The sequence below is a fragment of the Pseudomonas sp. KNUC1026 genome (assembly GCF_021650705.1).
Classification (GTDB): Bacteria; Pseudomonadota; Gammaproteobacteria; order Pseudomonadales; family Pseudomonadaceae; genus Aquipseudomonas.
On sequence record NZ_CP087138.1, the window covers coordinates 4,459,459 to 4,484,575 of the forward strand.

At 61.6% G+C, this 25,117-nt stretch carries 23 protein-coding genes and 4 pseudogenes; 12 read left to right on the top strand and 15 right to left on the bottom strand.

The window, feature by feature from the left end; all coding sequences use genetic code 11:
• The first annotated feature begins 103 nt into the window (after window positions 1-103).
• A complete protein-coding gene (locus tag LN139_RS21040) occupies window positions 104-718 on the top strand; it encodes a hypothetical protein (RefSeq protein ID WP_236356578.1) in 615 nt (204 codons plus the stop codon).
• Window positions 719-753: 35 nt separating this feature from the next.
• Here LN139_RS21040 and LN139_RS21045 read toward each other — a convergent pair whose 3' ends face one another.
• The 4 genes from LN139_RS21045 to LN139_RS21060 form a co-directional block, all read right to left on the bottom strand.
• Window positions 754-1,002 carry a GlsB/YeaQ/YmgE family stress response membrane protein gene (locus LN139_RS21045; RefSeq protein WP_236356580.1) on the bottom strand — a complete coding sequence of 83 codons (249 nt, stop codon included), beginning with the start codon at window positions 1,000-1,002 and terminating at the stop codon, window positions 754-756.
• Window positions 1,003-1,076: 74 nt separating this feature from the next.
• A complete protein-coding gene (locus LN139_RS21050; RefSeq protein ID WP_236356582.1) occupies window positions 1,077-2,153 on the bottom strand; it encodes a 5-(carboxyamino)imidazole ribonucleotide synthase in 1,077 nt (358 codons plus the stop codon).
• A 10-nt stretch (window positions 2,154-2,163) separates the two neighbouring features.
• Complete coding sequence (gene purE, locus LN139_RS21055) at window positions 2,164-2,655, bottom strand: 5-(carboxyamino)imidazole ribonucleotide mutase (protein WP_236356584.1); 492 nt, start codon at window positions 2,653-2,655, stop codon at window positions 2,164-2,166.
• A gap of 158 nt (window positions 2,656-2,813) precedes the next feature.
• On the bottom strand, window positions 2,814-3,722 hold the full coding sequence (locus LN139_RS21060) for a LysR substrate-binding domain-containing protein (RefSeq protein ID WP_236356586.1): 909 nt from the start codon (window positions 3,720-3,722) through the stop codon (window positions 2,814-2,816).
• A 178-nt stretch (window positions 3,723-3,900) separates the two neighbouring features.
• Here LN139_RS21060 and LN139_RS21065 point away from each other — a divergent pair.
• A pseudogene (locus LN139_RS21065) lies at window positions 3,901-5,326 on the top strand (aspartate ammonia-lyase).
• Window positions 5,327-5,528: 202 nt separating this feature from the next.
• On the opposite strand, the gene LN139_RS21070 reads toward LN139_RS21065, so the two are convergent.
• The 4 genes from LN139_RS21070 to LN139_RS21085 form a co-directional block, all read right to left on the bottom strand.
• Complete coding sequence (locus LN139_RS21070; RefSeq protein ID WP_236356588.1) at window positions 5,529-6,134, bottom strand: hypothetical protein; 606 nt, start codon at window positions 6,132-6,134, stop codon at window positions 5,529-5,531.
• The gene (locus LN139_RS21075; RefSeq protein ID WP_236356589.1) at window positions 6,131-7,288 is read right to left on the bottom strand and encodes an XRE family transcriptional regulator; all 1,158 of its coding nucleotides are present in this window, start codon (window positions 7,286-7,288) and stop codon (window positions 6,131-6,133) included. Before LN139_RS21075 ends, LN139_RS21070 begins: the two co-directional genes overlap by 4 nt.
• Before the next feature lie 94 nt (window positions 7,289-7,382).
• On the bottom strand, window positions 7,383-8,174 hold the full coding sequence (locus LN139_RS21080; protein WP_236356591.1) for a class I SAM-dependent methyltransferase: 792 nt from the start codon (window positions 8,172-8,174) through the stop codon (window positions 7,383-7,385).
• Between the two features lie 96 nt (window positions 8,175-8,270).
• Window positions 8,271-9,311, bottom strand: a complete 1,041-nt coding sequence (locus tag LN139_RS21085) for a Gfo/Idh/MocA family protein (protein WP_236356593.1) — start codon at window positions 9,309-9,311, stop codon at window positions 8,271-8,273.
• On the opposite strand from LN139_RS21085, the gene LN139_RS21090 reads away from it, so the two are divergent.
• Entirely contained in the window at window positions 9,305-9,466 is a 162-nt protein-coding gene (locus tag LN139_RS21090) for a hypothetical protein (protein WP_236360613.1), read from the top strand. The two genes, LN139_RS21085 and LN139_RS21090, sit on opposite strands and share 7 nt — an antisense overlap.
• On the opposite strand, the pseudogene LN139_RS21095 reads toward LN139_RS21090, so the two are convergent.
• Window positions 9,386-10,202: pseudogene (locus LN139_RS21095) on the bottom strand (helix-turn-helix domain-containing protein). The gene LN139_RS21090 and the pseudogene LN139_RS21095 sit on opposite strands and share 81 nt — an antisense overlap.
• A gap of 190 nt (window positions 10,203-10,392) precedes the next feature.
• On the opposite strand from LN139_RS21095, the gene LN139_RS21100 reads away from it, so the two are divergent.
• Genes LN139_RS21100 through LN139_RS21110 form a run of 3 tightly spaced genes read left to right on the top strand, consistent with a single transcriptional unit; the run spans window position 10,393 to window position 13,576 of the window.
• Window positions 10,393-11,835 carry an alanine/glycine:cation symporter family protein gene (locus LN139_RS21100; RefSeq protein ID WP_236356595.1) on the top strand — a complete coding sequence of 481 codons (1,443 nt, stop codon included), beginning with the start codon at window positions 10,393-10,395 and terminating at the stop codon, window positions 11,833-11,835.
• A complete protein-coding gene (locus LN139_RS21105) occupies window positions 11,835-12,575 on the top strand; it encodes an aspartate/glutamate racemase family protein (RefSeq protein ID WP_236356597.1) in 741 nt (246 codons plus the stop codon). The genes LN139_RS21100 and LN139_RS21105 overlap by 1 nt, the downstream gene beginning before the upstream one ends.
• Window positions 12,576-12,577: 2 nt before the next feature.
• Complete coding sequence (locus LN139_RS21110) at window positions 12,578-13,576, top strand: asparaginase (RefSeq protein WP_236356599.1); 999 nt, start codon at window positions 12,578-12,580, stop codon at window positions 13,574-13,576.
• On the opposite strand, the gene LN139_RS21115 is transcribed toward LN139_RS21110, so the two are convergent.
• Window positions 13,573-14,472 (bottom strand): bestrophin family protein, encoded by a 900-nt coding sequence (locus LN139_RS21115; protein ID WP_236356601.1) that lies wholly within the window; start codon window positions 14,470-14,472, stop codon window positions 13,573-13,575. The genes LN139_RS21110 and LN139_RS21115 overlap by 4 nt on opposite strands.
• Before the next feature lie 51 nt (window positions 14,473-14,523).
• Window positions 14,524-16,046: pseudogene (gene pdxR, locus LN139_RS21120) on the bottom strand (MocR-like pyridoxine biosynthesis transcription factor PdxR).
• 93 nt (window positions 16,047-16,139) lie between these two features.
• On the opposite strand from pdxR, the gene LN139_RS21125 reads away from it, so the two are divergent.
• From LN139_RS21125 to LN139_RS21145, 5 genes are all read left to right on the top strand, one after another.
• Window positions 16,140-16,757, top strand: coding sequence for an FMN-binding negative transcriptional regulator (locus tag LN139_RS21125; RefSeq protein WP_236356603.1), 618 nt, complete (start codon window positions 16,140-16,142; stop codon window positions 16,755-16,757).
• Window positions 16,758-16,783: 26 nt separating this feature from the next.
• Window positions 16,784-17,230, top strand: a complete 447-nt coding sequence (locus LN139_RS21130) for a GNAT family N-acetyltransferase (RefSeq protein WP_236356605.1) — start codon at window positions 16,784-16,786, stop codon at window positions 17,228-17,230.
• 9 nt (window positions 17,231-17,239) lie between these two features.
• On the top strand, window positions 17,240-17,911 hold the full coding sequence (locus LN139_RS21135; RefSeq protein ID WP_236356607.1) for a GNAT family N-acetyltransferase: 672 nt from the start codon (window positions 17,240-17,242) through the stop codon (window positions 17,909-17,911).
• Window positions 17,912-18,056: 145 nt separating this feature from the next.
• A complete protein-coding gene (locus LN139_RS21140; RefSeq protein WP_236356609.1) occupies window positions 18,057-18,524 on the top strand; it encodes an NfeD family protein in 468 nt (155 codons plus the stop codon).
• Window positions 18,521-19,378, top strand: coding sequence for an SPFH domain-containing protein (locus tag LN139_RS21145; protein WP_236356611.1), 858 nt, complete (start codon window positions 18,521-18,523; stop codon window positions 19,376-19,378). Before LN139_RS21140 ends, LN139_RS21145 begins: the two co-directional genes overlap by 4 nt.
• 151 nt (window positions 19,379-19,529) lie before the next feature.
• Here LN139_RS21145 and oadA read toward each other — a convergent pair whose 3' ends face one another.
• Together oadA and LN139_RS21155 are read right to left on the bottom strand one after the other, a co-directional pair.
• On the bottom strand, window positions 19,530-21,344 hold the full coding sequence (gene oadA / locus LN139_RS21150) for a sodium-extruding oxaloacetate decarboxylase subunit alpha (protein ID WP_236356613.1): 1,815 nt from the start codon (window positions 21,342-21,344) through the stop codon (window positions 19,530-19,532).
• 59 nt (window positions 21,345-21,403) lie between these two features.
• Window positions 21,404-22,819, bottom strand: a complete 1,416-nt coding sequence (locus LN139_RS21155; protein WP_236356624.1) for an acetyl-CoA carboxylase biotin carboxylase subunit — start codon at window positions 22,817-22,819, stop codon at window positions 21,404-21,406.
• A 185-nt stretch (window positions 22,820-23,004) separates the two neighbouring features.
• Between LN139_RS21155 and LN139_RS21160 the strand changes: the two are divergent.
• Window positions 23,005-23,984 (top strand): annotated as a pseudogene (locus LN139_RS21160) (LysR family transcriptional regulator).
• Here LN139_RS21160 and LN139_RS25875 read toward each other — a convergent pair.
• Together LN139_RS25875 and hexR are read right to left on the bottom strand one after the other, a co-directional pair.
• A complete protein-coding gene (locus tag LN139_RS25875; protein ID WP_442964347.1) occupies window positions 23,908-24,117 on the bottom strand; it encodes a PA3496 family putative envelope integrity protein in 210 nt (69 codons plus the stop codon). The pseudogene LN139_RS21160 and the gene LN139_RS25875 overlap by 77 nt on opposite strands.
• Before the next feature lie 88 nt (window positions 24,118-24,205).
• Window positions 24,206-25,075, bottom strand: coding sequence for a transcriptional regulator HexR (gene hexR, locus LN139_RS21165; RefSeq protein ID WP_236356627.1), 870 nt, complete (start codon window positions 25,073-25,075; stop codon window positions 24,206-24,208).
• Window positions 25,076-25,117 lie beyond the last annotated feature (42 nt).

Here is a 25,117-nt window from a genome sequence, read left to right on the forward strand (position 1 = left end):
CTCGCTTTGAGTACTCCTACCCGCTCGAACTCTCAACTACCCCGCAGGTTCAGGGCCGAGCTCTGCACAATCACCGCCCCTTCACAACATGGACGTTGATTACATGCTTGCATTGCTTAAAACCCTGGCACTTGCCCTCGCCGTGGCCTTCGCGGCCGGAGCACAGGCCAATAGCCTGAAGGTGTATGTGTTCATCCACGACGATGTGCCCGAGCCCATCGCGGCATCGCCACAGGAGTACTTCGACCCCTGGCTGGACGAGATGCACAAAATACAGCCGTACCCGGTAGAGATCGACTACCGGCGCTCTGTGCCCGGCATCACCGACGTGCCATACCAGGCCCCGGATGAAGCACGGGCCATCAGGCAGTTCCGCCAAGCGGTGGGAGGCACCGACGACGCTACCTTCAGCACGCGGGACCACAACGGGGCAAAGCTGTACTTGCTGTTTACAGGAGATGACATCAATGACCGGCTACGCGGCGTTGCGGAAATTGGCGGGGCTTACGGGATCGCCAGCACCTCTGCCTATGCAGCACCCGGGCACGAGCTGGGGCATATGCTCACAGCTACCCATGAAGCCAGCCAGGTACTGAACAACCCTTGGTTCTGCGAGACCTACATGATCCCGGAGCGCGTGAGTTTACGCTCCAACTGCTACCGATACAGCGACCAGAATCGGGCCATCATCGGAGATCACATCCACAAGCGGTTCTGACGCAGCGGCGCCCGCAAGGGCGCCCCTGGCAAGGCTCAGTTTTTCCTGGTGATCAATCCGTAGATGACCAACAGCACGATCGCGCCAACCAGCGCGCCGAGGAAACCTGCCGCCTGGCCGGCCTGGTAGATACCCAGCGCCTGGCCACCATAAGTGGCCAGCAGCGAACCGCCGATCCCCAGCAGCACGGTCATGATGAAGCCCATGCTGTCATCGCCTGGCTTCAGAAACCGGGCCAGCAGGCCAACGATGAAACCGATGATGATCGTTCCGATAATCCCCATGACACTCTCCTGATAGCGTGCCGCGTAGCGCGGCGTCAGCCATCAGAGGCCCGGGGCCGGGCGTTGGTTCCAGCTCAGCCCAGGGCCTGCACTTGCGCGATGCGTTTTTCCAGAGTGGCCGCGTCTTCGCTGCGCAGCGTGGCGTGGCCTACCTTGCGGCCGGCCTTGAAGGCTTTGCCGTAATGGTGCAGGTGGCAATCCTCGACTGCCAGCACCGCCGACACATCCGGAACGTTGCCGATGAAGTTGATCATCGCACTCTCACCCACCTTGGCCGTGGAGCCCAGCGGCAGGCCGGCAACGGCACGCAGGTGGTTTTCGAACTGGCTGCACTCGGCGCCTTCGATGGTCCAGTGCCCGGAGTTGTGCACGCGCGGTGCGATTTCGTTGGCCTTAAGCCCCCCATCGACCTCGAAGAACTCGAATGCCAGCACGCCGACATAGCCCAGCTTGTCCAGCACGCGGCCTGCGTAGTCTTCAGCCAGCGCCTGCAGCGGGTGACTGGAACTGGCTACGGACAAACGCAGGATGCCGGCTTCATGGGTGTTGTGCACCAACGGGTAGAAGGCGGTTTCACCGTCGCGGCCACGAACGGCCACCAGCGACACCTCGCCGGTGAAAGGCACGAAGCCTTCGAGCAGGCAAGGCACGCTGCCGAGTTCGGCGAAAGTGCCGGCCACATCATCAGTGCTGCGCAGCACTTTCTGGCCTTTGCCGTCGTAGCCGAGCGTACGGGTTTTGAGTACCGCCGGCAGGCCGATGCTCGCCACGGCCGCGTCCAGGTCGGCCTGGGAGAGGATGTCGGCGAACGCGGGCGTCGGGATGCCGAGGTCCTTGAACATCGACTTCTCGAACAGGCGATCGCGAGCGATGCGCAAGGCTTCGGCACTGGGGAAAACAGGCACGAATTGCGAAAGGAAGGCGACGGTTTCAGCCGGTACGCTTTCGAACTCGAACGTCACCAGGTCGACTTCGTCGGCCAGTTGGCGCAAGTGATCCTGGTCGCCGTAGTCGGCGCGCAGGTGCTCGCCGAGCGCCGCCGCGCATGCGTCAGGCGCTGGGTCGAGAAACGCGAAATTCATGCCCAGCGGAGTACCCGCCAAGGCCAGCATGCGGCCCAGCTGGCCGCCACCGATGACACCGATCTTCATGGTCTGAACCTCAAGCCTGGCGCGGGTCGCTGTTGTCGAGCACCGTACGGGTCTGCTCGTCGCGGAACTGCTTGAGCGCCTGATGGAATTGGGGGTGCCTGGCACCGAGGATGCTCGCCGAGAGCAGCGCGGCGTTGATCGCGCCCGCCTTGCCGATAGCCAGAGTGGCCACTGGCACGCCAGCGGGCATCTGCACGATCGACAGCAGCGAATCTACGCCCGACAGCATCGACGACTGCACAGGAACGCCCAGCACAGGCAGGTGGGTTTTGGCCGCACACATGCCCGGCAGGTGAGCCGCGCCGCCGGCACCGGCGATGATGACCTCGATGCCGCGGCCTTCGGCCTGCTCGGCATACTGGAACAGCAGGTCGGGGGTCCGGTGGGCCGAGACCACCTTCACTTCGAAGGGGATACCGAGCTTTTCCAGCATATCGGCGGTGTGGCTAAGGGTGGACCAATCGGACTTGGAGCCCATGATCACGCCAACCAGTGCACTCATCGTCGAGCCTCATTCATCGTGGCGCCGCGCGGCGCGTCAAAAAACAACAAGCCACGCAGCAGGGCGTGGCTTGGGAAAAGGGCCGGCCTGTACGCTGACCGGCCGAAGGCCGCGCAGTATATCGCAATCATTTGCCATGCGCGCGCAGCAATCGTCGGCTATTCGCCCTGAGCCGCCTTGGCTTCGAGCTTGCGCCACAGCAGGCGAACATTGGCCTTGCGCACCAGCGCACAGCGGTACAGCCGGATTTCCAGCGGCACCTGCCAATGCGGCTCACCGCACACCACCAGCTCGCCACGCGCCAGTTCCGAACGCACGCTCAATCGCGGCACCCAGGCCACGCCCATGCCCTCCAGCGCCATGGATTTATGGCTGTCGGCCATCGCGGTCTCGTAAACCGTGGTGTATCGCAAATTGCGCTGGCGCAGCAGGCCGCTGACAGATCGGCCCAGGAAAGCCCCGGCGCTGTATGCCAGCAGCGGCACGCTGGCGTCGGCATCGAGGTTGTACAGCGGCCGCCCTTCAGCGTCGGCCGCGCACACCGGGAGCATTTCGGTAGTGCCCAGGTGCAGCGAGGGGAAGATCTCCGGGTCCATCTGCATCGCAGAATCCGGGTCGTAGAAGGCCAGCATGATGTCGCAGCCGCCTTCGCGCAGAGCGTGCACAGCATCCCCGACGTTGGTCGCTACCAGGCGCGTAGCCATGGGCAACCCCTCGTTGCGCAACTGCGCGACCCAGCCCGGGAAGAACCCCAGTGCCAGCGAATGCGCAGCGGCGACCTGCACCACCTCGCCCTGCCCGCCCTCCAGATGATGAAGGTGGCGCAGCACTTCGGCCAATTGGTCGACCACCGTGCGTGCGCTGACCAGAAACAGCTGGCCTGCCTCCGTGAGCTCGACCGGCGTTCGCGAGCGGTTTACCAGTGTCAGGCCCAAGGCCGCTTCCAGGCTGCGGATGCGCCGGCTGAACGCCGGTTGGGTCACGAAGCGCCGCTCGGCAGCCTGGGAGAAACTGCGAGTAGCGGCCAGGGCGCTGAAATCTTCCAGCCATTTGGTTTCAAGGTTCATCAAGCTCGCTCGGAGTTGCACCTGGTTGCACACGCTCGTGCACAAGAGCAGGTCACACGTATCGTTATGCCGTTTGTGCATAGGCCAGCGAGGAACAGCATTGGCCTGTTTCGGGCTCCAGGCGCAGTATTACCTGCATTCCGGCACTGGCCGGGCCAACACAGAGACTACCTCTATCATGTCCTCCGCTGCATCCTTTCGCATCGAAAAAGATCTGCTCGGCGTTCTCGAAGTTCCGGCCGATGCCTACTACGGCATTCAGACCCTGCGGGCGGTCAACAACTTCCGCCTGACCGGCGTTCCGCTGTCGCACTACCCCAAGCTGGTAGTGGGCCTGGCGATGGTCAAGCAGGCTGCCGCCGATGCCAACCGCGAGCTGGGCCACTTGAGCGATGCCAAGCATGCGGCGATCAGCGAAGCCTGCGCACGGCTGATTCGCGGTGATTTCCACGATCAGTTCCGTGGTGGACATGATTCAGGGCGGTGCCGGCACCTCTACCAACATGAACGCCAACGAGGTGATTGCCAACATCGCTCTGGAAGCGATGGGCAAGCAAAAGGGTGAATACAAGCACCTGCACCCCAACAATGACGTGAACATGGCGCAGTCGACCAACGACGCTTACCCAACCGCCATTCGCCTGGGTTTGCTGCTGGGCCACGACGCGTTGCTGGCCAGCCTCGACAGCCTCATCCAGGCTTTCGCAGCCAAGGGCCAGGAGTTCTCGCACGTGCTGAAGATGGGCCGCACCCAGCTTCAGGACGCCGTGCCGATGACCTTGGGCCAGGAATTCCACGCCTTCGCCACCACCCTGACCGAAGACCTGAACCGCCTGCGCAGCCTGGCGCCTGAGCTGCTGACCGAGGTCAACCTGGGCGGCACCGCCATCGGTACTGGCATCAACGCCGACCCGCGCTACCAGGCCCTGGCCGTACAGCGCCTGGCGACCATCAGTGGCCAGCCGCTGGTACCGGCTGCCGACCTGATCGAAGCCACCTCCGACATGGGTGCCTTCGTGCTGTTCTCCGGCATGCTCAAGCGCACCGCGGTCAAGTTGTCGAAGATCTGCAACGACCTGCGCCTGCTCTCCAGCGGCCCGCGCACCGGCATCAACGAGATCAACCTGCCGGCCCGCCAGCCAGGCAGCTCGATCATGCCGGGCAAGGTCAACCCGGTAATCCCGGAAGCGGTGAACATGGTCGCCTTCGAAATCATGGGCAACGACCTGGCGCTGACCGTCGCCGCAGAAGGTGGCCAGCTGCAACTGAACGTGATGGAGCCGCTGATCGCCTACAAGATCTTCGACTCGATCCGCCTGCTGCAACGGGCCATGGACATGCTGCGTGAGCATTGCATCGTCGGCATCACCGCCAACGAACAGCGCTGCCGCGAGCTGGTGGAACACTCCATCGGCCTGGTCACTGCACTGAACCCCTACATCGGCTACGAGAACGCCACCCGCGTCGCCCGCACTGCGCTGGAAACCGGCCGCGGCGTGCTGGAACTGGTCCGTGAAGAGGGCTTGCTCGATGAGGCCATGCTGGCCGACATTCTGCGCCCGGAAAACATGATCGCGCCGCGGCTGGTGCCGCTGAAGGCCTGATCGCCGAACCGTCTCACCAGGTCGAGGGACTAGACACCTCTCACCTTTCAAGCCCCGAAGGCGCTGCCTTTGGGGCTTTTTTTACAGCATCGGAAACCTTGGTCTTGCCGGCAAAGACCAGGGTGATTAACAGACCGTAAAAAAGGTTCACAAGCTTCGATGCATACGTCGCAAGGCTTGAGGACGCTCTCATGCCCTATCTTTACATTCCGCGCTTACCGAATAGCTTCACAAAAACCGTGTGTTTCGCGTCACGCCATGTTCTAGTCAAGTCACCATTAAGCTCCAGCGCATCAAAGATACTCTTGACCTGGCAATTATCAATTAGCTTGGCCGTGAGCATTTTTTCGAGCAGCTCAGGACCATGCCATACCGAAATATCGAAATCTGCCGCCAGGGTGTGCATACCTAAGTCGTCTGTCACAACGACAGAGTTTCTGATCTGACCAAAAGCAAGCACTCGACAGTCTGTCGGCGAAGGTGGTGATCTGCCGCCAGTGGTATAGATCGCCGAATTCATGAGAACCCAGCCTCTCAAAACACTTTGGGCTACCTCCAGCTGAGCTTTTTCTTCGCCGCTCAGGCGAATCCGTTTTGCAAGTCGTTCTGCCGCCAGGTCCTCAGCATCGAACCATGGAAACTTCGACTTGAGCGTGCTGCTTCGATGCATCTCGGATTCCACGTCATCCAGAATGGTCAGAACATATCTCTTCTGACCAAACGCAATGCCGAGCATGGGGCGTATGCGTTTCGCAAGCCTCAGGTAGGCATTGGTATCAAGCAGGACAAGCGTGGACGGACCGCTCAACGTGCCATCTCTCCGTGCAGAGCGATTGAGTCACGGAGCGAAACGTCCATGATCTGCTGCACATACGACGGCCCGGTTGAGTGCTCGCGGATCATGCGCCTGAGTGCCAAAAAAAACTCCGACTGAAAAATATTCGATGCTGCGGCGAGATACTGGGCGGGCTCGGGTGGTGTCGGCTCGAACAACGTCGAGCTGACCATCTTAGGCTCGCGACGGTTACGTACTTGATGAATCGTCTTCTCATCCACCAGCAACGGCGGCAGGCCTTTTTCGGCGGCAAATCGTCGCGTTTGCTGAAACACCGTATTCAAAGAGATTTGATGATGCCTGGCATGGCGCTGAAAGGCTTCAATCTCACCAGCAATGCTCTTTGCCTGTTTGACTTGTTCGTAGGCGTAGCGTGCACACGCCTCGGGAAATAACAAGGTTGCAGCGAAAGCATCCGCAAAATCCTCTCCTTCGTTACTTCCAGCCAGCTCAGGGGTATAGACATGCGCTAGCTCGTGAGCCATCCAGAACTTGAAATCCTCCAGCTTCGTATCGAGGTTGACGAATACAAAAGTGACATCAGAGGCCGGCAGCAAAATGTGCAGAGCATTTTTGTGTTGTTGTTTGTGCCCCCACAGGACCGGCACAAGCACAGCTCCACATGCCTTGAATTCGGAAATCAACGCCTCGTAGCCCAGCACGCTTAGCTCACCAACACCCAGCTTGTTACGCACCTGCAAAGCGTCGCTTTGCAAGCGTGAGTAGGCCAGGGAAGGCAGCGAAATTTTCGTGCGCAGGGTTGGCAGCCTGGGCAGGAATGCGACAAGGGGCACAAGCAGGCTACCGATACCCATAGCCTTGGATATGTGCTGATCGGTGGTCTTGGTGCCGGCTTTTTTACGAAAGGCCACTACCGGTTGCCCCTCTGGAGGAACAACCAGTTGAGAAAACGAAAGCTGGAGCAGGGTAGCTAGCTTGAGAAGCTTGTCAGGACGAGGAAAGTCCTTTCCCTTCAGCCAGTTAGTGACCGACTGCGCTGACACGCCGACCTGTTCTGCTAGCTCTTTTTGCGTCCAGCCACGTTGAGAAAGGGCTGCACGTAGCGACTCGGTATGTAGGGTGTTTTGCATGGACGGAAATGTAGGGATTGGCAGGTTGGAAATCAAGTTTAGTCAAGTTTTCTAACAATTGGGTACTCCGAACAGGTCGATCACCGGTGAGCCTTGGGCGATGGCTGAAGAACCGCGGCGGCAAATCACATCAGTAGTGAAAGCGCGTAATCGCTTCCGGCAGGCTGAACGTTGCTGGCACCGGTTGCTCGGCGCGGCGCGCGACGATGAACAGCTTGTTCACGTCATGTACGCCGTGCTCCAGGAAACAATGCACCATCCGATAGCGCTCCAGGCTGAACCAGCGGTTCATGATGCGCACCTTTTCTTCCATGTCACCGTCATCGCCCTCCCCGCCGGTGCCCGGGCCGTAGACATTGTGGCTTTCGAACAGCAGGTAGCCACCCGGTTTGAGCAGGCTGGCGATTTTTTCCATGTAATTGGCAAAACCCATGTTCAGGTTGCCGTCGATCGTGTGGTGGTTGGAAAACGACAGCACCACGTCGAAGGTCCGCTCGCAGTCGAAGCGAGCGAAGTCAGCCTCGACGACAGTGACGTTGTTCAGTTTCAGGTACTGCGCCGTGTCGACGGCGATTCGGTTCAGATAAGGGTTCAGCTCTACTGCCGTTACCGAACGCGCCCGCTTGGCGCAGTAGGCGCTGACGAATCCACAGTTGCTGCCGATATCCAGCACATCGGCGTTGGCCAGCAAGGGGTCGACGTCGTATTGGCGAAAGCGGAAACCGGTGGGTTTGGCCCCGGTGATGCCCAACTCTTCCAGCCCCTGGTAGTAATAACCCTGGGTGTATTGCTTGTGCTTGGGCCAGTTTTCACGTTGTGCCTTGAGGTGTTTCATCAGGCGCCGCTGGATCAGCAGGCGCCCTTTGAACAGGCCCTTGAAAAAGTCCAGGAACGACATCTTTACGCTTAAGGGGATGGCCATGTGCAGTCTCTTGCTCGGTCCGGGGTCGGCGGGCGTCAATTAGCCCGCGCAGCGTCATTACCTGGCCACCTGAGGCAAGGATCATGCCCCGCGCTTTTACAGCGGCGTGAGCACCACCTGCCCGGTCCGCGCTGCCTCGGCGATAGCGTCGACGATAATCAGGTTGCGCAGGCCATCATGCACGCTGACCAGAGGAGCGGCGTTGCCCTGAATCACTTGGCAGAAGTGCGCCAGTTGCGCCACCAGCGGGTCCTGGCGCTCGAAACTCTCAATTTCGCTCTGCATAGGTTGCCACCAGGAGCGGCTTTCCGGTTTGGCGTGGTATTTCAGGCGCAGGGTCGGGATCGCCAGTGAGCCACCTTTGCCGCAGATCACATAGCAGTCTTCATCGTCATAACGGGGATAGTCGGGGTTCTCCCCTGATGTCTGCTCCCAGCTGCGTGCACTGCTGGCCGAGTCCGACAGCAGGAAGCTGCCCAAGGCCCCGTTCGCGAAGCGCAGGCCAACGCTGACGGTGTCTTCGACGGTAAAGCCCCGTGCGGCGCTCGACTGCAAGGCCTGAACCGCCACGATCTCGCCACACAGCGAGCGCAGGTTGCCGATTTCGTGAACCATGTTGATCAACACCGGCCCGCCACCGGGCTGCTGCCGCCAGGGCGCTGCATCGAAGTACTCCGTGGGCTTGTAGAACAGCGCACTGCCTTGCACTGCCACCAGATCGCCCAGCACGCCGCTGGCGATAATCTCGCGGGCCTTGGCCAGCACGGGGCTATGGGCACGATGGTGGCCGACCAGCACGGGCGTCTTCGAGGATTGTGCGAGCTGGAGCAGTTGGCGGCCCTCCTCGACACTGTGAGCCACGGGTTTCTCCACCAGCACCGCGACACCGGCCTCGATGCACTGCCGAGCCTGGCTGGCGTGCAAGGCGTTCGGGGTGGCCAGAATCACACCGTCAGGCCGCGCCTGAGCCAGCAGGCTGGGCAGGTCTGCGTACCGAGGAACATTCAGATCGCCAACGGCCAGCGCCACCGGATCGGCCACTGCAATCAATTCGCAGTCGGGGCTTTGCCCGATCAGCTCGATATGGCGGCGGCCCATTGCGCCGGTACCGGCTACAGCAAGCTTCAAGCGTGGCATCGGAAACCTCCTTTTTCATTATTGTTATGCCCGGCGACGAACGGCGCCGCGCTGGATTCCTGCTCCTGCGGACTTCAACTGCCGATCTGGAACAACCCATTGTTCAAGCGCGTATCGGCCAGCCGAGCCTTGATGTCGTCATCGATATCGGGTGAGTCCGGGGTATGCAAGCGCACCTTGCGGTAGGTGCTTACCCGGTTGATCTGCTGGCCCAGGAACTCCCACACCACGCGGCTGCAGGCCGGTGCGCGGTGGTCGGTGGAAGAAACGCCAATCTTCAGGCCGTTGAGCCGAGTGATGCGTGACTTGTAACTGGGGATGAGAACTGTCTGAGAAAATCTCGTTGGACGTCAGCGACTCGTAGTCGAGGAAAAACAGCCGATTCTGCAGGTAATAGGCCACGCCCAGGTATCGATAGCGCTCGAACTCCTCACTGGGCCCGGCCCGGCTTTGCAGACGTTCGCTGCGTTCATAGGTATAGTGCCCGCCCTCTTCGCGCAGGTGAACCAGCGCGCAGAGGATGTACCCGGGCATGGACATGGAATGGTAGTACTCGTAGTAGTACCCCGTCAGGGCCCTCAGTTCAGGGGACGAACACTGCCGCAGGTGCTCGAGAATGCCACGCGGGGCGGACTTGTCCGCCTTCACGCTGGACGGGCGCCGGCGTACGCCGATCAATCGGGAGAACTGCTCTTCCGGCAGGCCGATTTCATACTCCTCGACCCCGAAGAAGTCGCAGATGCGCTTGAGGTTGAAGGGGGTGGGCTGGGTCTGGCCGCTGAGGTATTTGTTGAACTGGGCACGGTTGATGCCCAGTTGCCGGCAAACCTCGGCGATTGAGCGGTAGTGACGGCAAAGCAACTGCAGGTTGGTCGGAAAATGCTCGCGCATGATTCGGCTCGTCGGATTGGCGCTGGATGGTGCGAAGGTAGCATCAACCAGCGCCATTTTCTAACAACCCGCGAACTTGTTAGCGGCGGCACAATCGCCAACCATTTGCGCCCTCGGATCGGGGTTGCGGCCACAAGCCCGCACCGGCCGAGTTCGCCATCAGAAAAAGAACATCAGCGAGGTTTACTCAATGCTGGAAGCCCTAAACGACTTCCTCTCCGGCAAGGTACTGATCGTACTCATCGTCGGCCTGGGCAGTTATTTCACGATTCGTTCGCGATTCGTCCAAATGCGTCATTTCGGCCACATGTTCGCGGTGTTCCGCGACAGCTTGCGCAGCAGCTCCTCCCAACTGTCGTCGTTCCAGGCCCTGATGCTCAGCCTGGCAGGCCGCGTCGGCGCAGGTAACATCGCAGGTGTCGGCGTCGCCGTTACCCTCGGCGGCCCAGGCGCCGTGTTCTGGATGTGGGTCACCGCCCTGGTCGGCATGGCCAGCAGCTTCTTCGAATGCTCCCTGGCGCAGTTGTACAAGCGCTGCGGCTCCGATGGCCAGTACATCGGCGGCCCTTCCTACTACATCCAGCACGGCCTGAAAAAGCGCTGGCTGGGCATGGTCATGGCCTTCCTGCTGCTGATAACGTTCGGCTTCGCCTTCAACGGCCTGCAATCGCACGCCGTCACCACCTCGCTCAACGATGCCTTCGCCTTCGACACCCGCTACTCGGGCATCGCCCTGGCGGTGCTGATGGCCCTGGTGTTCATCGGCGGCATCAAGCGCATCGCCAAGGTCGCCGACCTGCTGGTACCGGTCAAAACCCTGGCCTACATCTGCGTAACCCTCTACGTGATCGTGCTGCAACACGAGCTGGTTCCCGAGATGTTGATGACCATCGTCAAGAGCGCCCTGGGCCTGGACCAGGTGTTCGGTGGCCTGGTCGGCAGCGCCATCATCATGGGCGTCAAGCGCGGCGTGTTCGCGAACGAAGCGGGCCTGGGCAGTGCGCCCAACGTCGCCGCCGTGGCTTCGGTCGAGCACCCGGTTGCACAGGGCGTAGTCCAGGCGTTCAGCGTGTTCCTCGACACCTTCGTGATCTGCACCTGCACCGCGCTGCTGATCCTGCTGTCGGGCATCTACACCGCCGGCTCGACCATCAACGGCATCGTCCTGACCCAGGATGCACTGGCTGCTGTGGTAGGCCCATGGGGCAAGATCTTCATCAGCGTGGCACTGTCGCTCTTCGTGTTCACCTCGATGCTCTACAACTACTACCTGGGCGAGAACAACCTGCGCTTCATCGTGGGTGAGCGCAAGGATGCCGTCTGGGCCTACCGCGCGCTGGTGCTGGCACTGGTGGTGTGGGGCGCGATGGAAGACCTGACGACCGTCTTCGCCTTCGCCGACATCACCATGACCCTGCTGGCATTCGTGAACCTGATCGCGCTGTTCCTGCTGTTCAACATCGGCCTGCGCCTGCTGGCCGATTACGACGGCCAGCGCAAGGCGGGCGTGAAGGTGCCGGTGTTCGACGCCAGCAAGTTCGCCGACCTCGATCTGGACCCCCAGGCCTGGCCGACCAAGCCTGGCGCCAACGCCCAGGCCAACACTCAAGCCGCGCCGCAGGCGCAACACTGATGAGCGACACCGACCTGTCGGGCGCGCTGTACAAAGCGCGCCCGCGGTTGGGAATCATCACCGGCTCCGGCCCCGAAGCGGGCATGGACATGTGGGCCAAGCTGCTGGTGGAAAACCGCCGGCGGCTGGGCTCGGCCTTCCGGGGCGACATCGACGCCCCGGCAGTGCGCCTGGTTTCCGAGCCGGAACTGGGCCTGTCGATGGAACTGGAAAGAACCGAAGAAAAGGTCTGGCAGGCACTGCGCGATGCGATCTACGCACTCGACGGCCAGGTGGCCGCTTTCGCCATCGCCTGCAATACCTTGAACCTATTCGCCGAACGCATCCTCGACCTGCGACTCAACAGTGAGTTCGTGTCGTTTCAGGGGGTGCTCGAACACTGGATACACCGCAGCGGAACGCGCCGGCTATGCCTGCTGGGCGGGCGCCAGGTCGCAGCACTGGGCAACTGGTCGCCCTACCGCAACCTGCCGCAAGTGGCCGTTTGCGAAGCAGCCCCCAACAGCGAGGCATTGCACCAGCTGATCTACGACATCAAGGCTCACGGCGCCGCCTATCCGGGCCTGAACGCGCGCTTCGAGGCGCTGCTGTCGCAGATCGAGGCCGACACCGTCCTGCTGGCATGCACCGAGCTGCCGCTGCTGGCCTCCTTGAACACCAACAAAACGTTGGTTGATGTTACCCAACTGGTGGCCCAGGCCCTGCTCGACCGCAGCGGCGTGATCGCCACGGAGAACTGATCATGACCGCGACTCCCGCCCAGCACGTTCGCGTGCTCTACACCGGTGGCACCATTGGCATGCTGCAAAATGCCAACGGCAGCCTGGCCCCAGCCTCAGGCTTCGAAGCGCGCATGCGCGAGCAGCTGGCCAGCCTGCCTGCGCAGAACGTGCCGCACTGGAGCTTTCGCGAGATGCAGCCGCTGATCGACAGCGCCAACATGACCCCTGCCTACTGGCAGCAACTGCGCGAGGCCATCGTGCAGGCGGTCGACGCCGACGGCTGTGACGCGGTACTGGTGCTGCACGGCACCGATACGCTGGCGTACAGTGCCGCAGCGATGAGCTTCCAGTTGCTTGGGCTGCCTGCTCCGGTGCTGTTCACCGGCTCCATGCTGCCTGCGGGCGCACGCGACAGCGATGCCTGGGAGAACGTCAACGGTGCCTTGAGTGCATTGGCCCAAGGCCAGCCTGCCGGAGTGCGCCTGTACTTTCATGGCGAGCTGATCTCGCCCAGCCGCTGTGCCAAGATCCGCAGCTTCGGCCGCCGCCCGTTCGCGGCGCTGCAGCGCAACGGCGGCGTGAAGCCGGCCGAGCATTTGCCCCCACAACTCACCTATCGCCAGCAAAAGGCATTGGCGAAGGTTGCCACCCTGCCGCTCACGCCCGGCTTCGACGCACAGTTGCTGCGCGCGGCGGTCGACAGCGGCATCGAGGGCCTGTTGCTGGAGTGCTACGGCAGTGGCACAGGGCCCAGCGACAATCCGGCGTTCATCGAGGCACTGGAACACGCCCGGCGCCACGATGTAGTGGTGGTGGCGATCACCCAGTGCCATGAAGGCGGTGTGGAACTGGATGTGTACGAAGCGGGCAGCCGCTTGCGTGAAGCCGGCGTGCTCTCCGGCGGCGGCATGACCCGAGAAGCCGCCTTCGGCAAGCTGCACGGGCTGTTGGGCATCGGCCTGAGCCAGCGTGAGGTGCGCACGCTGGTCGAGCAGGACCTCTGCGGCGAGTTGCGCTAAACGCCTTCGGCTGGCGCGGCGCCCACCTTCTGGGCGTCGCGCAGCATGGTCAGCAGGTTGCCTTCGATGTTGTCGCACAGATCGTTGGTACGGATCTGGTGCTCGCTGGGCTGGAAGGGGCTCTGCAGGTCGGTGCCGATGCGCTCGATTGCGAGCAGCATGAACCCCACCACCGTGGACGCCAGCGGCGTGTACCACTCCAGCGTTTCCACCAGGCCGATCGGCACTATCATGCAGAACAGCGTGATGAACAGCCGCGGAAACGCCACGTAAGGGTAAGGCAGCGGCGTGTTGGCGATCCGCTCCATGCCGCCCTGGGCATTGGAAATATCCACCAATGTCGACTCGATCCGCGCCAGGCGGATGCTGTCCAGGCGCCCGGCCTTGTACTCCTGCGCAATGAGCCCGGCCGTGAAGTTGAGAATGTCGTTCGGGTAGTTCTTGGTCTGCTGGCGGCGAGCATACTCGGCCGGTGTCAGCAGCGCTTCAACGCTCTCGGGCATCGGTTCGCCCCGCAAATGCGCCGCCAGGCAGCGCACATATGCGACGTGCCGGCGCAGCAGCACAGCCTTGAGCGGGTTCTGGCCGTCCTGGTCGTCGATCAGCGTGAGCACCTGGCGGCCGAAGCTGCGCGAACTGTTGACCATGGTCCCCCAGAGCGTGCGCGCCTCCCACCAGCGGGCGTAGGCGCTGGAGTTGCGAAAGCTCGTCAGAACCACCAGTGCCGAGCCCAGCAATGTCAGCGGCAGGTTCGGGAGTTTGATCTTGCGGTCGAGGAAGATCATGTAGTCGACCGTGACGATCACGTCCCAGACCAACAGCCATACCAGCGACCAGCCTACATAGCGCAGCATTTTTTGCGCGATGTGAAATCTGTTTTCGAGGCTTTTGCCCATTGAGTTTCCCCCTAATAGTTCCAAGCTTCGAATGCAAAGTGCTGGAAGGGTTCAGCGGCGCCATGCATTGCGTAGCAGACGGCAAGCCTGCGCAATCACGGCTTCATCCACGCCCGCGAACCCCAGAACCAACCCCGCGAGGTTATCCACAGCCGCTTGATTGGAGGGCCAGGCGTTGGCCGACAAAGGGTTCATCTCCACGCCCACTGCAGCAGCCTGTTCAATCAGCTCGGCTTCACGCGCCAGGCTTTCCACCCTGACCGCTACGTGCAACCCAGCGTCAACGGCTGGCATGGGCGCGCACCCGGAAATTGCGTCAGGCCAGTGTTTCAAAAGCGCATCACGCCGGCTTGCCGCAACCTTGCGCATACGGCGGATATGCCGATGGAAATGCCCCTGCACGATGAATTGCGCCATCACTTTCTGAGTGCCGACTTCGTGGTGGCGGACCGAGCAGGCCGAGCGCTGCACGAATGCCCCCACCAACGCCTCTGGCAACACCAGGTAACCCAGCCGCAGTGCAGGAAAGGCCACTTTGCCGAAGGTGCCGATGTAGATCACTCGCCCGGCCCGGTCGAGCGCAGCCAGTGGGGCCAACGGCGCGCCACTGTAGCGGTACTCGCCGTCGTAATCGTCTTCCAGCACCCAGCCTTGCTGGCGCTGCGCCCATTCGAGCAACGCCAGGCGCCGGGGCAGGCTCAAAGTGCCGCCGCTGGGGTATTGATGCGCGGGTGTCACATAGGCCAGGCGACAGCCGGGCAGTTTGGCCAATGCGTCGACCTGAATGCCGTCAGCATCAACAGCCACGCCATGCACGGTTGCGCCACTGCTTGCCAAGGCCAGAGCCCCAGCGCGGTAGCCGGGGTTTTCCACAGCCGCCTCCGCCCCCGGCCCCAGCAGCACTTGTGAACAAAGCTCAATACCGTGCTGGGCGCCGCAGGTGAGCAGAATTTGTTCAGCTGAGCAGTTCAGGCCACGGGAGCTGCGCAGATAGGCTGCGATCAGCTCGCGTAGCGATTCATCCCCGCAGGATGCTGGTAGCCCAGTTGCGCTGGAGATGGAGAGCGCCAGAAGGCTGCGCTGAGCTTGCTCCATATGGGAAAAGGAAACAGATCGATAGCGGGGATGCCCACTCTGAACGCCCGGGGTGGCCCGCCACGCGGATAGGCCAGAGGGGGTAAAACGCAGCTTTGCAATGGGAGGATAGGGTCTGGGATCAGCGAGTTCTCCGGCTCACCTGTGGATAAGGCTGTAGATAACAGGGGGTTAAAACCTGTGGATATTTTTGTGGATTGTTTCACGCTACGTAACGCCAGTTGTGAAACATAGGTGCCGTCCCCCACGCGCCCCTCGATGAAGCCTTCAGCGAACAGCTGGTCGTAGGCCCTCACGACGCTGTTGCGGGAAATCCCGAGTGCCTGTGCAAGTACTCTGCTCGCTGGCATGCGCACCCCGCTGGCGAGTCGGCCGTCCAGTATGCGCGCGCGCAAGCCTTGGTAAAGCTGCCGGCTGAGCCCGCCCTGAGGATCGAGGCTCAACCCTGCCGGGTCGAAGGGAAGCGTTGGGGGCTGCATCTTCAATGGACTCCCTTAACTGCATGAAAATGGACCTTACACAGGGCCAATCTGCCGCCTAGCATGGGGTGAACTCATTGGATGGGCAATGCCATGTACACTCCCGCCGCCTTTCGTGACACCGATCCTGCCTCCTTGCGCCGGCATCTGCTGGCAGCGCGGCTGGCGATTCTGGTGACTCAGGACAAAGGCGACCTGCAGGCCACTCACCTGCCGCTGCTGATCGAAGACAGTGGCCCCCATGGCACCTTGCTGGGGCACCTGGCGCGCGCGAACGACCAATGGAAAATCTTGGCTCAGGGCGGCAGCGCATTGGTGATCTTTCCGGGCGAAGACGCCTACGTGAGCCCTTCGGCCTATGCAGCCAAGGCCGAGCACGGCAAGGTCGTGCCCACGTGGAACTACACCGCGGTGCACGCCTGGGCCAAGCCCGAGGTGTTCGACGATGCGGCGCGGTTACTGGGGGTAGTGCAAGGCCTGACCGAGCGGCACGAAGCGGGCCAGGCACAGCCATGGGCCGTCGGCGACGCCCCCGCTGGCTACATCGCCGGCATGCTCAAGGCCATTGTCGGCGTGCAGTTGGTCATCGAGCGCATCGAGGGCAAGCGGAAACTCAGCCAGAACCGCGCTCAACTCGACATCGACGGCGTTCGGCAGCGCCTGGCAGACAGCGCCGACCCGCGTGATCGCGCCCTCGCAGCATTCATGTAAATGACTTATCCACAGGAGCTACGCTTATGTCTATGATCCAGATTCGTGCTGTCATCCGTGAAGACCACTCCGCCTGGCTGCCGTTGTGGCAGGCGTACCAGCGTTTTTACAACGTGCAGATTCCTGACCACGTGACCGAAAGCACCTGGCAACGCATGCACGACGCCTACGAGCCGGTGAACGCTGCGCTGGCCTGGCATGACGGCAAGGCGGTGGGCATGGTGCATTACATCTTTCACCGCTCCTGCTGGACCATCGAACCCTCCTGCTATCTGCAGGATCTGCTGGTCAACGAAGGCCAGCGCGGCCTGGGCATTGGGCGGCAGTTGATCGAGTACGTCTACGCTCAAGCCAAAACGGCGGGCTGCACGCGTGTCCATTGGCTAACGCAGGAAACCAACACCACAGCGATTGGTCTGTACGAACACGTGGCCGACAGGCCAGGTTTCATCCAATTTCGCAAAACGCTCTAGGAGGCACTCATGCCTGATACCTTGCAGTGGAGCCCCCCTCAGGCTTTGGTAGCGCAAACGCTCGAAGGCCGCTTCATGCGCCTGGAAAAGCTCGACCCCGCAAGGCATGGCGACGACCTCTGGACGCTGCTGCAAGGCGAAGATGCCGACCCGAAGCTCTGGGATTACCTGCCCTACGGGCCCTTCGCAGATCGCGAGCGTTTCGACATCTGGCTCGATGGTTATGCGGTCAGCCCCGATCCCTGGGGGTTCTGCGTTGTGGATAACGCCACAGGCCAGGCACAGGGCATCATGAGCCTGATGTCCATCGTGCCGGCTCACGGCCGCATCGAGATCGGCCATGTGGCGTTTTCCTCGGCGATGCAACGTACGCCCAAGGGTACTGAAGCCATCTACCGGCTGGCTCGCTTTGCGTTCGAGCATGGCTACCGGCGCGTGGAGTGGAAGTGCGACAACGCCAACGAGCGTTCACGGCGTGCAGCGCAACGCAGTGGTTTCATCTTCGAGGGGGCGTTCCGCCAGCACATGGTGGTCAAGGGCCAGAACCGCGACACGGCGTGGTTCAGCATGCTCGACAACGAGTGGCCGGCGTTGCAGGCCTCGTTTGAGGCCTGGCTGAGCGATGGCAACTTCGAGCAAGGCAGACAATTACGTACGCTCGAAGAGATTCGCGGGCGCTGAGCAAAGCACGGGGCAGCTTTCATACACACGTTTTTCAGGCTTGCGCCTAATTGCCCCACCACCCTCACTCCCTATAATGAGCGCTCACCCCTCCCCGAAGGCGCGGCCGTGATCCACGGCCTGCCAACGGCTCACGAGCGCGATCATGGACGTCACCTGGCATTACTGGCTGGTCTTCGGGCTGGCCCTGGCGGTACTGGAAATTTTCACCGGCACCTTCGCCCTGCTCTGCTTCGGCATAGGTGCGGCACTGGTGAGCCTTGTGCTGCTGCTGATCCCCTCGCTGGCTCTATGGGCCTGTCTGCTCATCTGGCTGATGCTCAGCGCTCCGATCTTCGCAGGCTTCCTGTGGCGAGCTCGCAACAAACCTGCAGACAAACGCTGGACAGCCGATGAGGCCTTGGGCGAAGTCGGCCTGCTCACGGTTGCGGCCGACGCCTTCGAAAAAGGCCGCGTGCGTTTTCAAAAGCCCATCCTGGGCAGCGACGAATGGCCATGCGTCGCCGATATCCCCATCCGTGCCGGCGAACGCGTGCGCGTGACCGCCGTGCTCGGCGGCGCCATGCGTGTCGAACCCCTCTCCCCGGCCTCAAGCAAAGGACTCACTCCATGACCGGCAGCCTGATCATTACCCTGGCGTTGATCGCCTTCGTCTTCGTTACCCTGCTCAAGGGTGTGCGTATCGTTCCGCAAGGTGAGGAGCGCATCGTAGAGCGCCTTGGCCGCTACCACGTGACCCTCAAGCCCGGCTTGAACTTCACCATTCCTTACGTTGACCGGGTGCGCTACACGCTGCCGACCAAAGACATCATCCTGGATATCAAGCAGCAGGAAATCATCACCCGCGATAACGCGGTGATCGTTGCCAATGCGCTGTGTTTCGCCAAGGTGGTAGATCCGAAGAAGGCCGCCTATGGGGTGGAGAACTATCAGTTCGCAGTGGCCAGCCTGACCATGACCGCACTGCGCGCGATCATCGGCACCATGGACCTGGACGAAGCCCTTTCGAGCCGCGAGATCATCAAGGCCCGGCTGGCCGAAGCGATGACGGTGCAGACCGACGACTGGGGCATCGCTGTGCGCTCGGTGGAAATCCAGGACATCAAGCCATCCGAATCCATGCAGGTGGCGATGGAGCGCCAGGCTGCGGCCGAGCGTGAGCGTAAAGCGGCGGTCACGCGCGCCGAGGGTGAGCGCCAGGCCGCAGTGCTGGCGGCCCAGGCACGCAAGGAAGCTGCCGAGCGTGATGCGGCGGCCACCGTGCAACTGGCCGAAGCTTCGGCCATAGCGATCGAGCGTGTATCCAGGGCCGTTGGCACCGAAACCGCGCCCGCGCTGTTCTTGCTGGGCGAGCGTTACATCACCGCGATGCAGGCGCTGGCGACCAGCAGCAACAGCAAGACGGTGGTTTTGCCGGCGGATATTCAGCAAACACTGGGCGGATTGCTGGGCAAGGTGAAGCTGTAGGTGGAGCTCCCCTGTAGTTGGTCGGTGTGTCCAACTTCAGGGGCGCAGATCAACAAGCGGGAGGGCGGCCTGCCACGCGATGTGCATATCCCGAGCTTAAAAAAGGGGGCCGAAGCCCCCTGAGGTGAACCAGTGAACAGCAGTGTCGAGCTCAGCCTTCGATCTCGACCAATACCTCGCCAGGGTTGACCCGGTCACCCTTGGCAACGTGGATGCCCACGACCTTACCGGCGATCGGCGCCTGTACCTCGGTTTCCATCTTCATCGCCTCGGTGATCAGCACGGCCTGGCCGGCCTTGACCTGGTCACCTTCCTTGACCAGAACGTCGACGATGTTGCCCGGCATGGTCGTGCTGACATGCCCAGGCGCACTGGCCTGCTGGCGTTTGCCGCTGGCGCCGCTGGCGATGAATTCGTTGAGCGGCTCGAACACAACCTCTTCCGGAACGCCGTCGATGGACAGGTAAAAGTGGCGCTTGCCTTCTGCCTTGACGCCCACACCGGTGATATCTACGCGATAGCTTTCACCGTGCACGTCAACGATGAATTCGGTCGGCACGCCGCCACTGCCCGCAGCGGTAGTGGGTGCGCCAGCCTCGGGAATCGGCAGCAGCACTTCCGGGGTCAGCGTGCCCGCAGCGCGCTCTTCCAGGAATTTGCGGCCGATGTCGGGGAACATGGCGAACGTCAGCACGTCCTCCTCGCTGCGTGCCAGGTCACCGATGTCAGCACGCAACTTGTCCATTTCCGGCTTGAGCAGGTCGGCCGGGCGCACGTCGATGATGTCTTCGCTACCGATGGCCTGTTGTTGCAGCTGATGGTTGATCTGGCCGGGCGCCTTGCCGTAGCCGCCCTGCAAATAGAGCTTCACCTCGTTGGTGATGGTCTTGTAGCGCTCGCCGGCCAGCACGTTGAAAAACGCCTGGGTGCCTACGATCTGCGAGGTCGGGGTCACCAACGGTGGAAAGCCCAGGTCTTCACGCACACGCGGGATCTCGGCCAGCACTTCGTTCATGCGATTGAGCGCGCCCTGCTCCTTGAGCTGGTTGGCCAGGTTCGAAATCATGCCGCCGGGCACCTGATTGACCTGCACACGCGTGTCGACGGAGGTGAATTCGCTTTCGAACTGGTGGTACTTCTTGCGCACGGCATAGAAGTACAGGCCGATCTCTTGCAGCAGCTCAAGGTCCAGGCCGGTATCGAACTCGCTGCCCTTGAGGGCGGCGACCATCGACTCGGTACCAGGGTGGCTGGTGCCCCAGGCGAAGCTCGAAATGGCCGTATCGATGTGGTCTGCGCCATTTTCCACTGCCTTGAGCTGGCACATGGCAGCCAGGCCTGCGGTGTCATGGGAGTGGATGAACACTGGCAGCGATTGTTCGGCCTTGAGTGCCTTGACCAGCTCGCCGGTGGCGAAAGGGGTCAGCAAGCCTGCCATGTCCTTGATCGCGACCGAATCGCAACCCATGGCTTCCATCTGTTTGGCCTGGGCGACGAAGGCGCCGATGGTGTGAACCGGGCTGGTGGTGTAAGCGATGGTGCCCTGAGCGTGTTTGCCGGAGGCTTTGACCGCTTCGATGGCCACCTGCAGGTTACGCACATCGTTCATGGCATCGAAAATGCGGAATACGTCGATGCCGCTCTCGGCCGCCTTGGCCACGAAGGCACGTACCACGTCATCGCTGTAATGGCGGTACCCCAGCAGGTTCTGCCCGCGCAACAGCATTTGCAGGCGCGTATTGGGCAACGCGGCACGTAGCTGGCGCAGGCGCTCCCACGGGTCTTCCTTCAGGAAGCGCACACAGGCGTCGAAAGTCGCACCGCCCCACACTTCCAGCGACCAGTAGCCGACCTTGTCGAGCTTGTCGCAGATCGGCAGCATGTCTTCAGTGCGCATGCGGGTGGCCAGCAAGGACTGGTGGGCGTCACGCAGGATGGTGTCGGTAACGAAGATCTTCTTGGACATTGGTATCTCCTCATCAGCCGCAAGCTTCGGCGCGGGGCCTGAAGCTTTCAGCTACTCATTCATAGGCCTGCGTGGGCGGCGATCGCGGCGGCAATGGCCAGGGCCAGCTCTTCGGGTTTGCGCTTGATCGAGTAGTTGGTCAGCTCCGGATGGCTTTCCACGAAGCTGGTGTTGAACTGCCCACTACGAAATTCCGAGTTGCGCAGGATTTCCTGGTAGTACGCGGCGGTGGTCTTCACGCCCTGCACCCGCATGTCGTCCAGCGCGCGCAGGCCGCGGTCCATGGCCTCTTCCCAGGTCAACGCCCACACCACCAGTTTCAGGCACATCGAGTCGTAGTACGGCGGAATGGTATAGCCGGTGTAAATGGCGGTATCGGTGCGCACGCCCGGGCCGCCGGGGGCGTAGTAGCGCGTAATCTTGCCGAAGCTGGGCAGGAAGTTGTTCTTGGGGTCTTCGGCGTTGATACGAAACTGCAACGCGAAGCCTCGGTGAATGATGTCTTCCTGCTTGACCGAAAGCGGCTGCCCCGAAGCGATGCGAATCTGCTCTCGGACAATATCGATACCGGTGATTTCTTCGGTGATGGTGTGCTCGACCTGCACGCGGGTGTTCATTTCCATGAAGTACACCTCGCCTTCGGCGAGCAGAAACTCCACGGTACCTGCGTTCTCGTAGTTCACGGCCTTGGCAGCGCGCACGGCCAGGTCGCCGATGTAGGCGCGTTGCTCGGGGGTGAGTTGGGGGCTCGGAGCGATCTCGATGAGCTTCTGGTTGCGCCGCTGGATCGAACAATCGCGCTCGAACAGGTGCACCACATTGCCAAAGCTGTCGCCGAGGATCTGCGCCTCGATGTGCTTGGGGTTGACGATGCACTTTTCCAGAAACACTTCCGCAGAGCCAAAGGCCTTGGTGGCCTCGGAGATCACCCGGGGGTAGGCCTGCTCGAGCTCTTCGCGGCTGTTGCAGCGGCGGATACCGCGGCCGCCACCGCCGGAGGTAGCCTTGAGCATTACCGGATAACCGATGCGGTCGCCCTCGCTCAGCGCTTCCTCGATACTGCCTACGTTGCCTTCGGTGCCGGGTGTGCAGGGCACGCCGGCAGCCATCATGGTACGCCGGGCCTCGGTCTTGTCGCCCATTCGGCGGATGACTTCGGCACTCGACCCGATGAATTTCACACCTCGCTCGGCGCAGATTTCCGCCAGCTCAGCGTTTTCCGAGAGGAACCCATAACCGGGGTGCAGCGCGTCACAGCCAGTCTCGACTGCCAGGTTCACCAGCTTGCGCGGGTTCAGATATCCGGCGAGCGGCTCGGCACCGATGCTGTGCGCCTCATCGGCGCGCTTGACGTGCAGAGCATGGCGGTCTGCATCGGAATAGATCGCGACGGACCGGATACCCATTTCGGCGCAAGCGCGTACGATTCGCACGGCAATTTCACCACGGTTGGCGATGAGGATTTTTCTTATCACTTGGGCTCACCTCGACCTGAAATCGAAAAGGGCCAGCAGAGCTGGCCCACGACCGGAACGCCAGTAACCTGTCGCACCGCCAAAGTAACGCTGCGCAACAATTAACTAAAATCAATCTTTGTTAGGTTACACATAAGCAATCGCTTATATTCCTGCGCTTCAACGTTTACAGGCGTCCATTGCTCATGCGTAAGTCATTGATGCGTATCACCTTGCGCCAGCTTCAGGTGTTCAACGAAGTCTGCGATCTGCGCTCCTACAGCCGTGCGGCGCAGGAAATGTCTTTGACGCAACCGGCCGTCAGCCTTCAGATACGCCAGCTCGAAGACGTTGTGGGGCAGCCATTGTTCGAATACGTGGGCAAAAAGCTCTACCTCACCGAAGCGGCCGAAGCACTGCAACGGGCCAGCCGCGACATCTTCGGCCGGCTCGAAAGCTTCGACATGCAACTGGCTGACATGCAGGGTGCGCTGCAAGGGCAATTGAAGCTGGCGGTGGAGTCCAGTGCCAAGTATTTCGTCCCTCACCTGTTTGCCGCGTTCAAGCGCCAGTATCCGGAAGTGAACCTCAACCTGACGGTAGCCAACCGTGCTCAGGTGATCCGCCGCCTGTCGGATAACCGCGACGACCTGATCATCATGTCGATGGTGCCCAGGACATGGGCCTGGACTTCCTGCCGTTCCTGAACAACCCCTTGGTAGCGCTGGCCCCACCCGAACACCCGCTATGCCGGCGCCAGCACCTGAAACTCCACGAGCTGGAAGCCGAAACACTGCTACTGCGCGAACAGGGCTCGGGCACGCGCCAGGCCTGCGAAGATTTTTTCAAGGAAAAGCGCGTGCACTTCAGCCAGACCCTGGAAGTGGCGTCTCAGGAGGCCCAGAAGGAGTGCGTGATCGCAGGCCTTGGGATTGCCTTGATGACGCGCCACGCCGCGAGCCTGGAGCTACGCACGGGTGTGCTGCGCGAGCTGCCGGTCGATGAGCTGCCGATCTACCGCAGCTGGTGCATCGTCAAGTCCAAGCTCCGGCGCCAGTCGCCGGTATCCATGGCGTTCCTGGCGTTCATCCGCGAGCAACGCCAGCAGATCAGTGTGCTGGCTGAGCGCTTTGCCAATCCTTCAGCGCCACACCCTGCCACAGCGTCGAATCTGGAAAGTCACTGAGCATGTCAGTGAGGCGGCGTTCGTCTTCGCGGCTTTCGATGGCACGGCGAAAGGCCATGCGGCGCGAGTCTTCCTGTTGGCGGCGGGTCTTGCTGTTGACCTGAACGTCGTAAGGACGAGCCATGACAAGCATCCTGTTGAGCTACGGGAAGCTTGAGCATGGCGAGCGAGCGTGACGATTTGACGGCGTGCCTGTGACCGGCAGATGAACGGTTCGAAGGTCAGTCTTCGTGAGGCTTGTGCAGCGACTTGGGCGACAGGCGCAGCCCGCGCAAGCTGCGTTTGACACTCTTGAGGTGGTTGACCAGTGCCGGGCCGCGAGCCATGGCAACGCCCATGGCCAGCACGTCGATCACCACCAGGTGAGCGATACGAGAGGTCAGTGGCGTGTAGATTTCAGTGTCTTCATGCACATCGATCGCCAGGTTCACTGTCGAGAGCTCTGCCAATGGCGTCTGGCTGGGGCACAGGGTAATCAGCGAAGCGCCGGTCTCACGCACCAGGTTGGCGGTGATGAGCAAGTCTTTGGAGCGGCCCGACTGCGAGATGCACACGGCCACATCACCGGGTTTGAGCGTGACCGCCGACATCGCCTGCATGTGGGGGTCGGAATAGGCTGCCGCGCTGAGCAACAGGCGAAAGAACTTGTGCTGGGCATCGGCGGCGACCGCGCCGGAGGCGCCGAAACCATAGAACTCGACGCGCTGAGCCTGGGCCATGGCGGTCACGGCGCGCTGCAAGGCTTGCGTATCGAGCTGCTCGCGCACTTCCATCAGAGTATGCAGCGTGGTATCGAAGATCTTCAGGCTGAAGTCTTCGACCGAGTCGTCTTCGTGGATCGCGAACTGGCCGAAGCTGGCGCCCGCTGCCAGGCTCTGCGCGAGCTTGAGTTTGAGGTCCTGGAAACCGCCACAACCGATCGCCCGGCAAAAACGCACGATGGTGGGTTCGCTGATACCCACATGGTGTGCCAGATCAGCCATCGAGCTGTGCATGACCGCGGCGGGGTCCTGCAGTACATGATCGGCCACCTTCAGTTCCGATTTACGAAGCAGGTGGCGTGACTGGGTGATGTGCTGCAAAAGATTCAATGGAGGACTCGACTTTTATTTGGCTGGCCTTGTGGGCCAAGT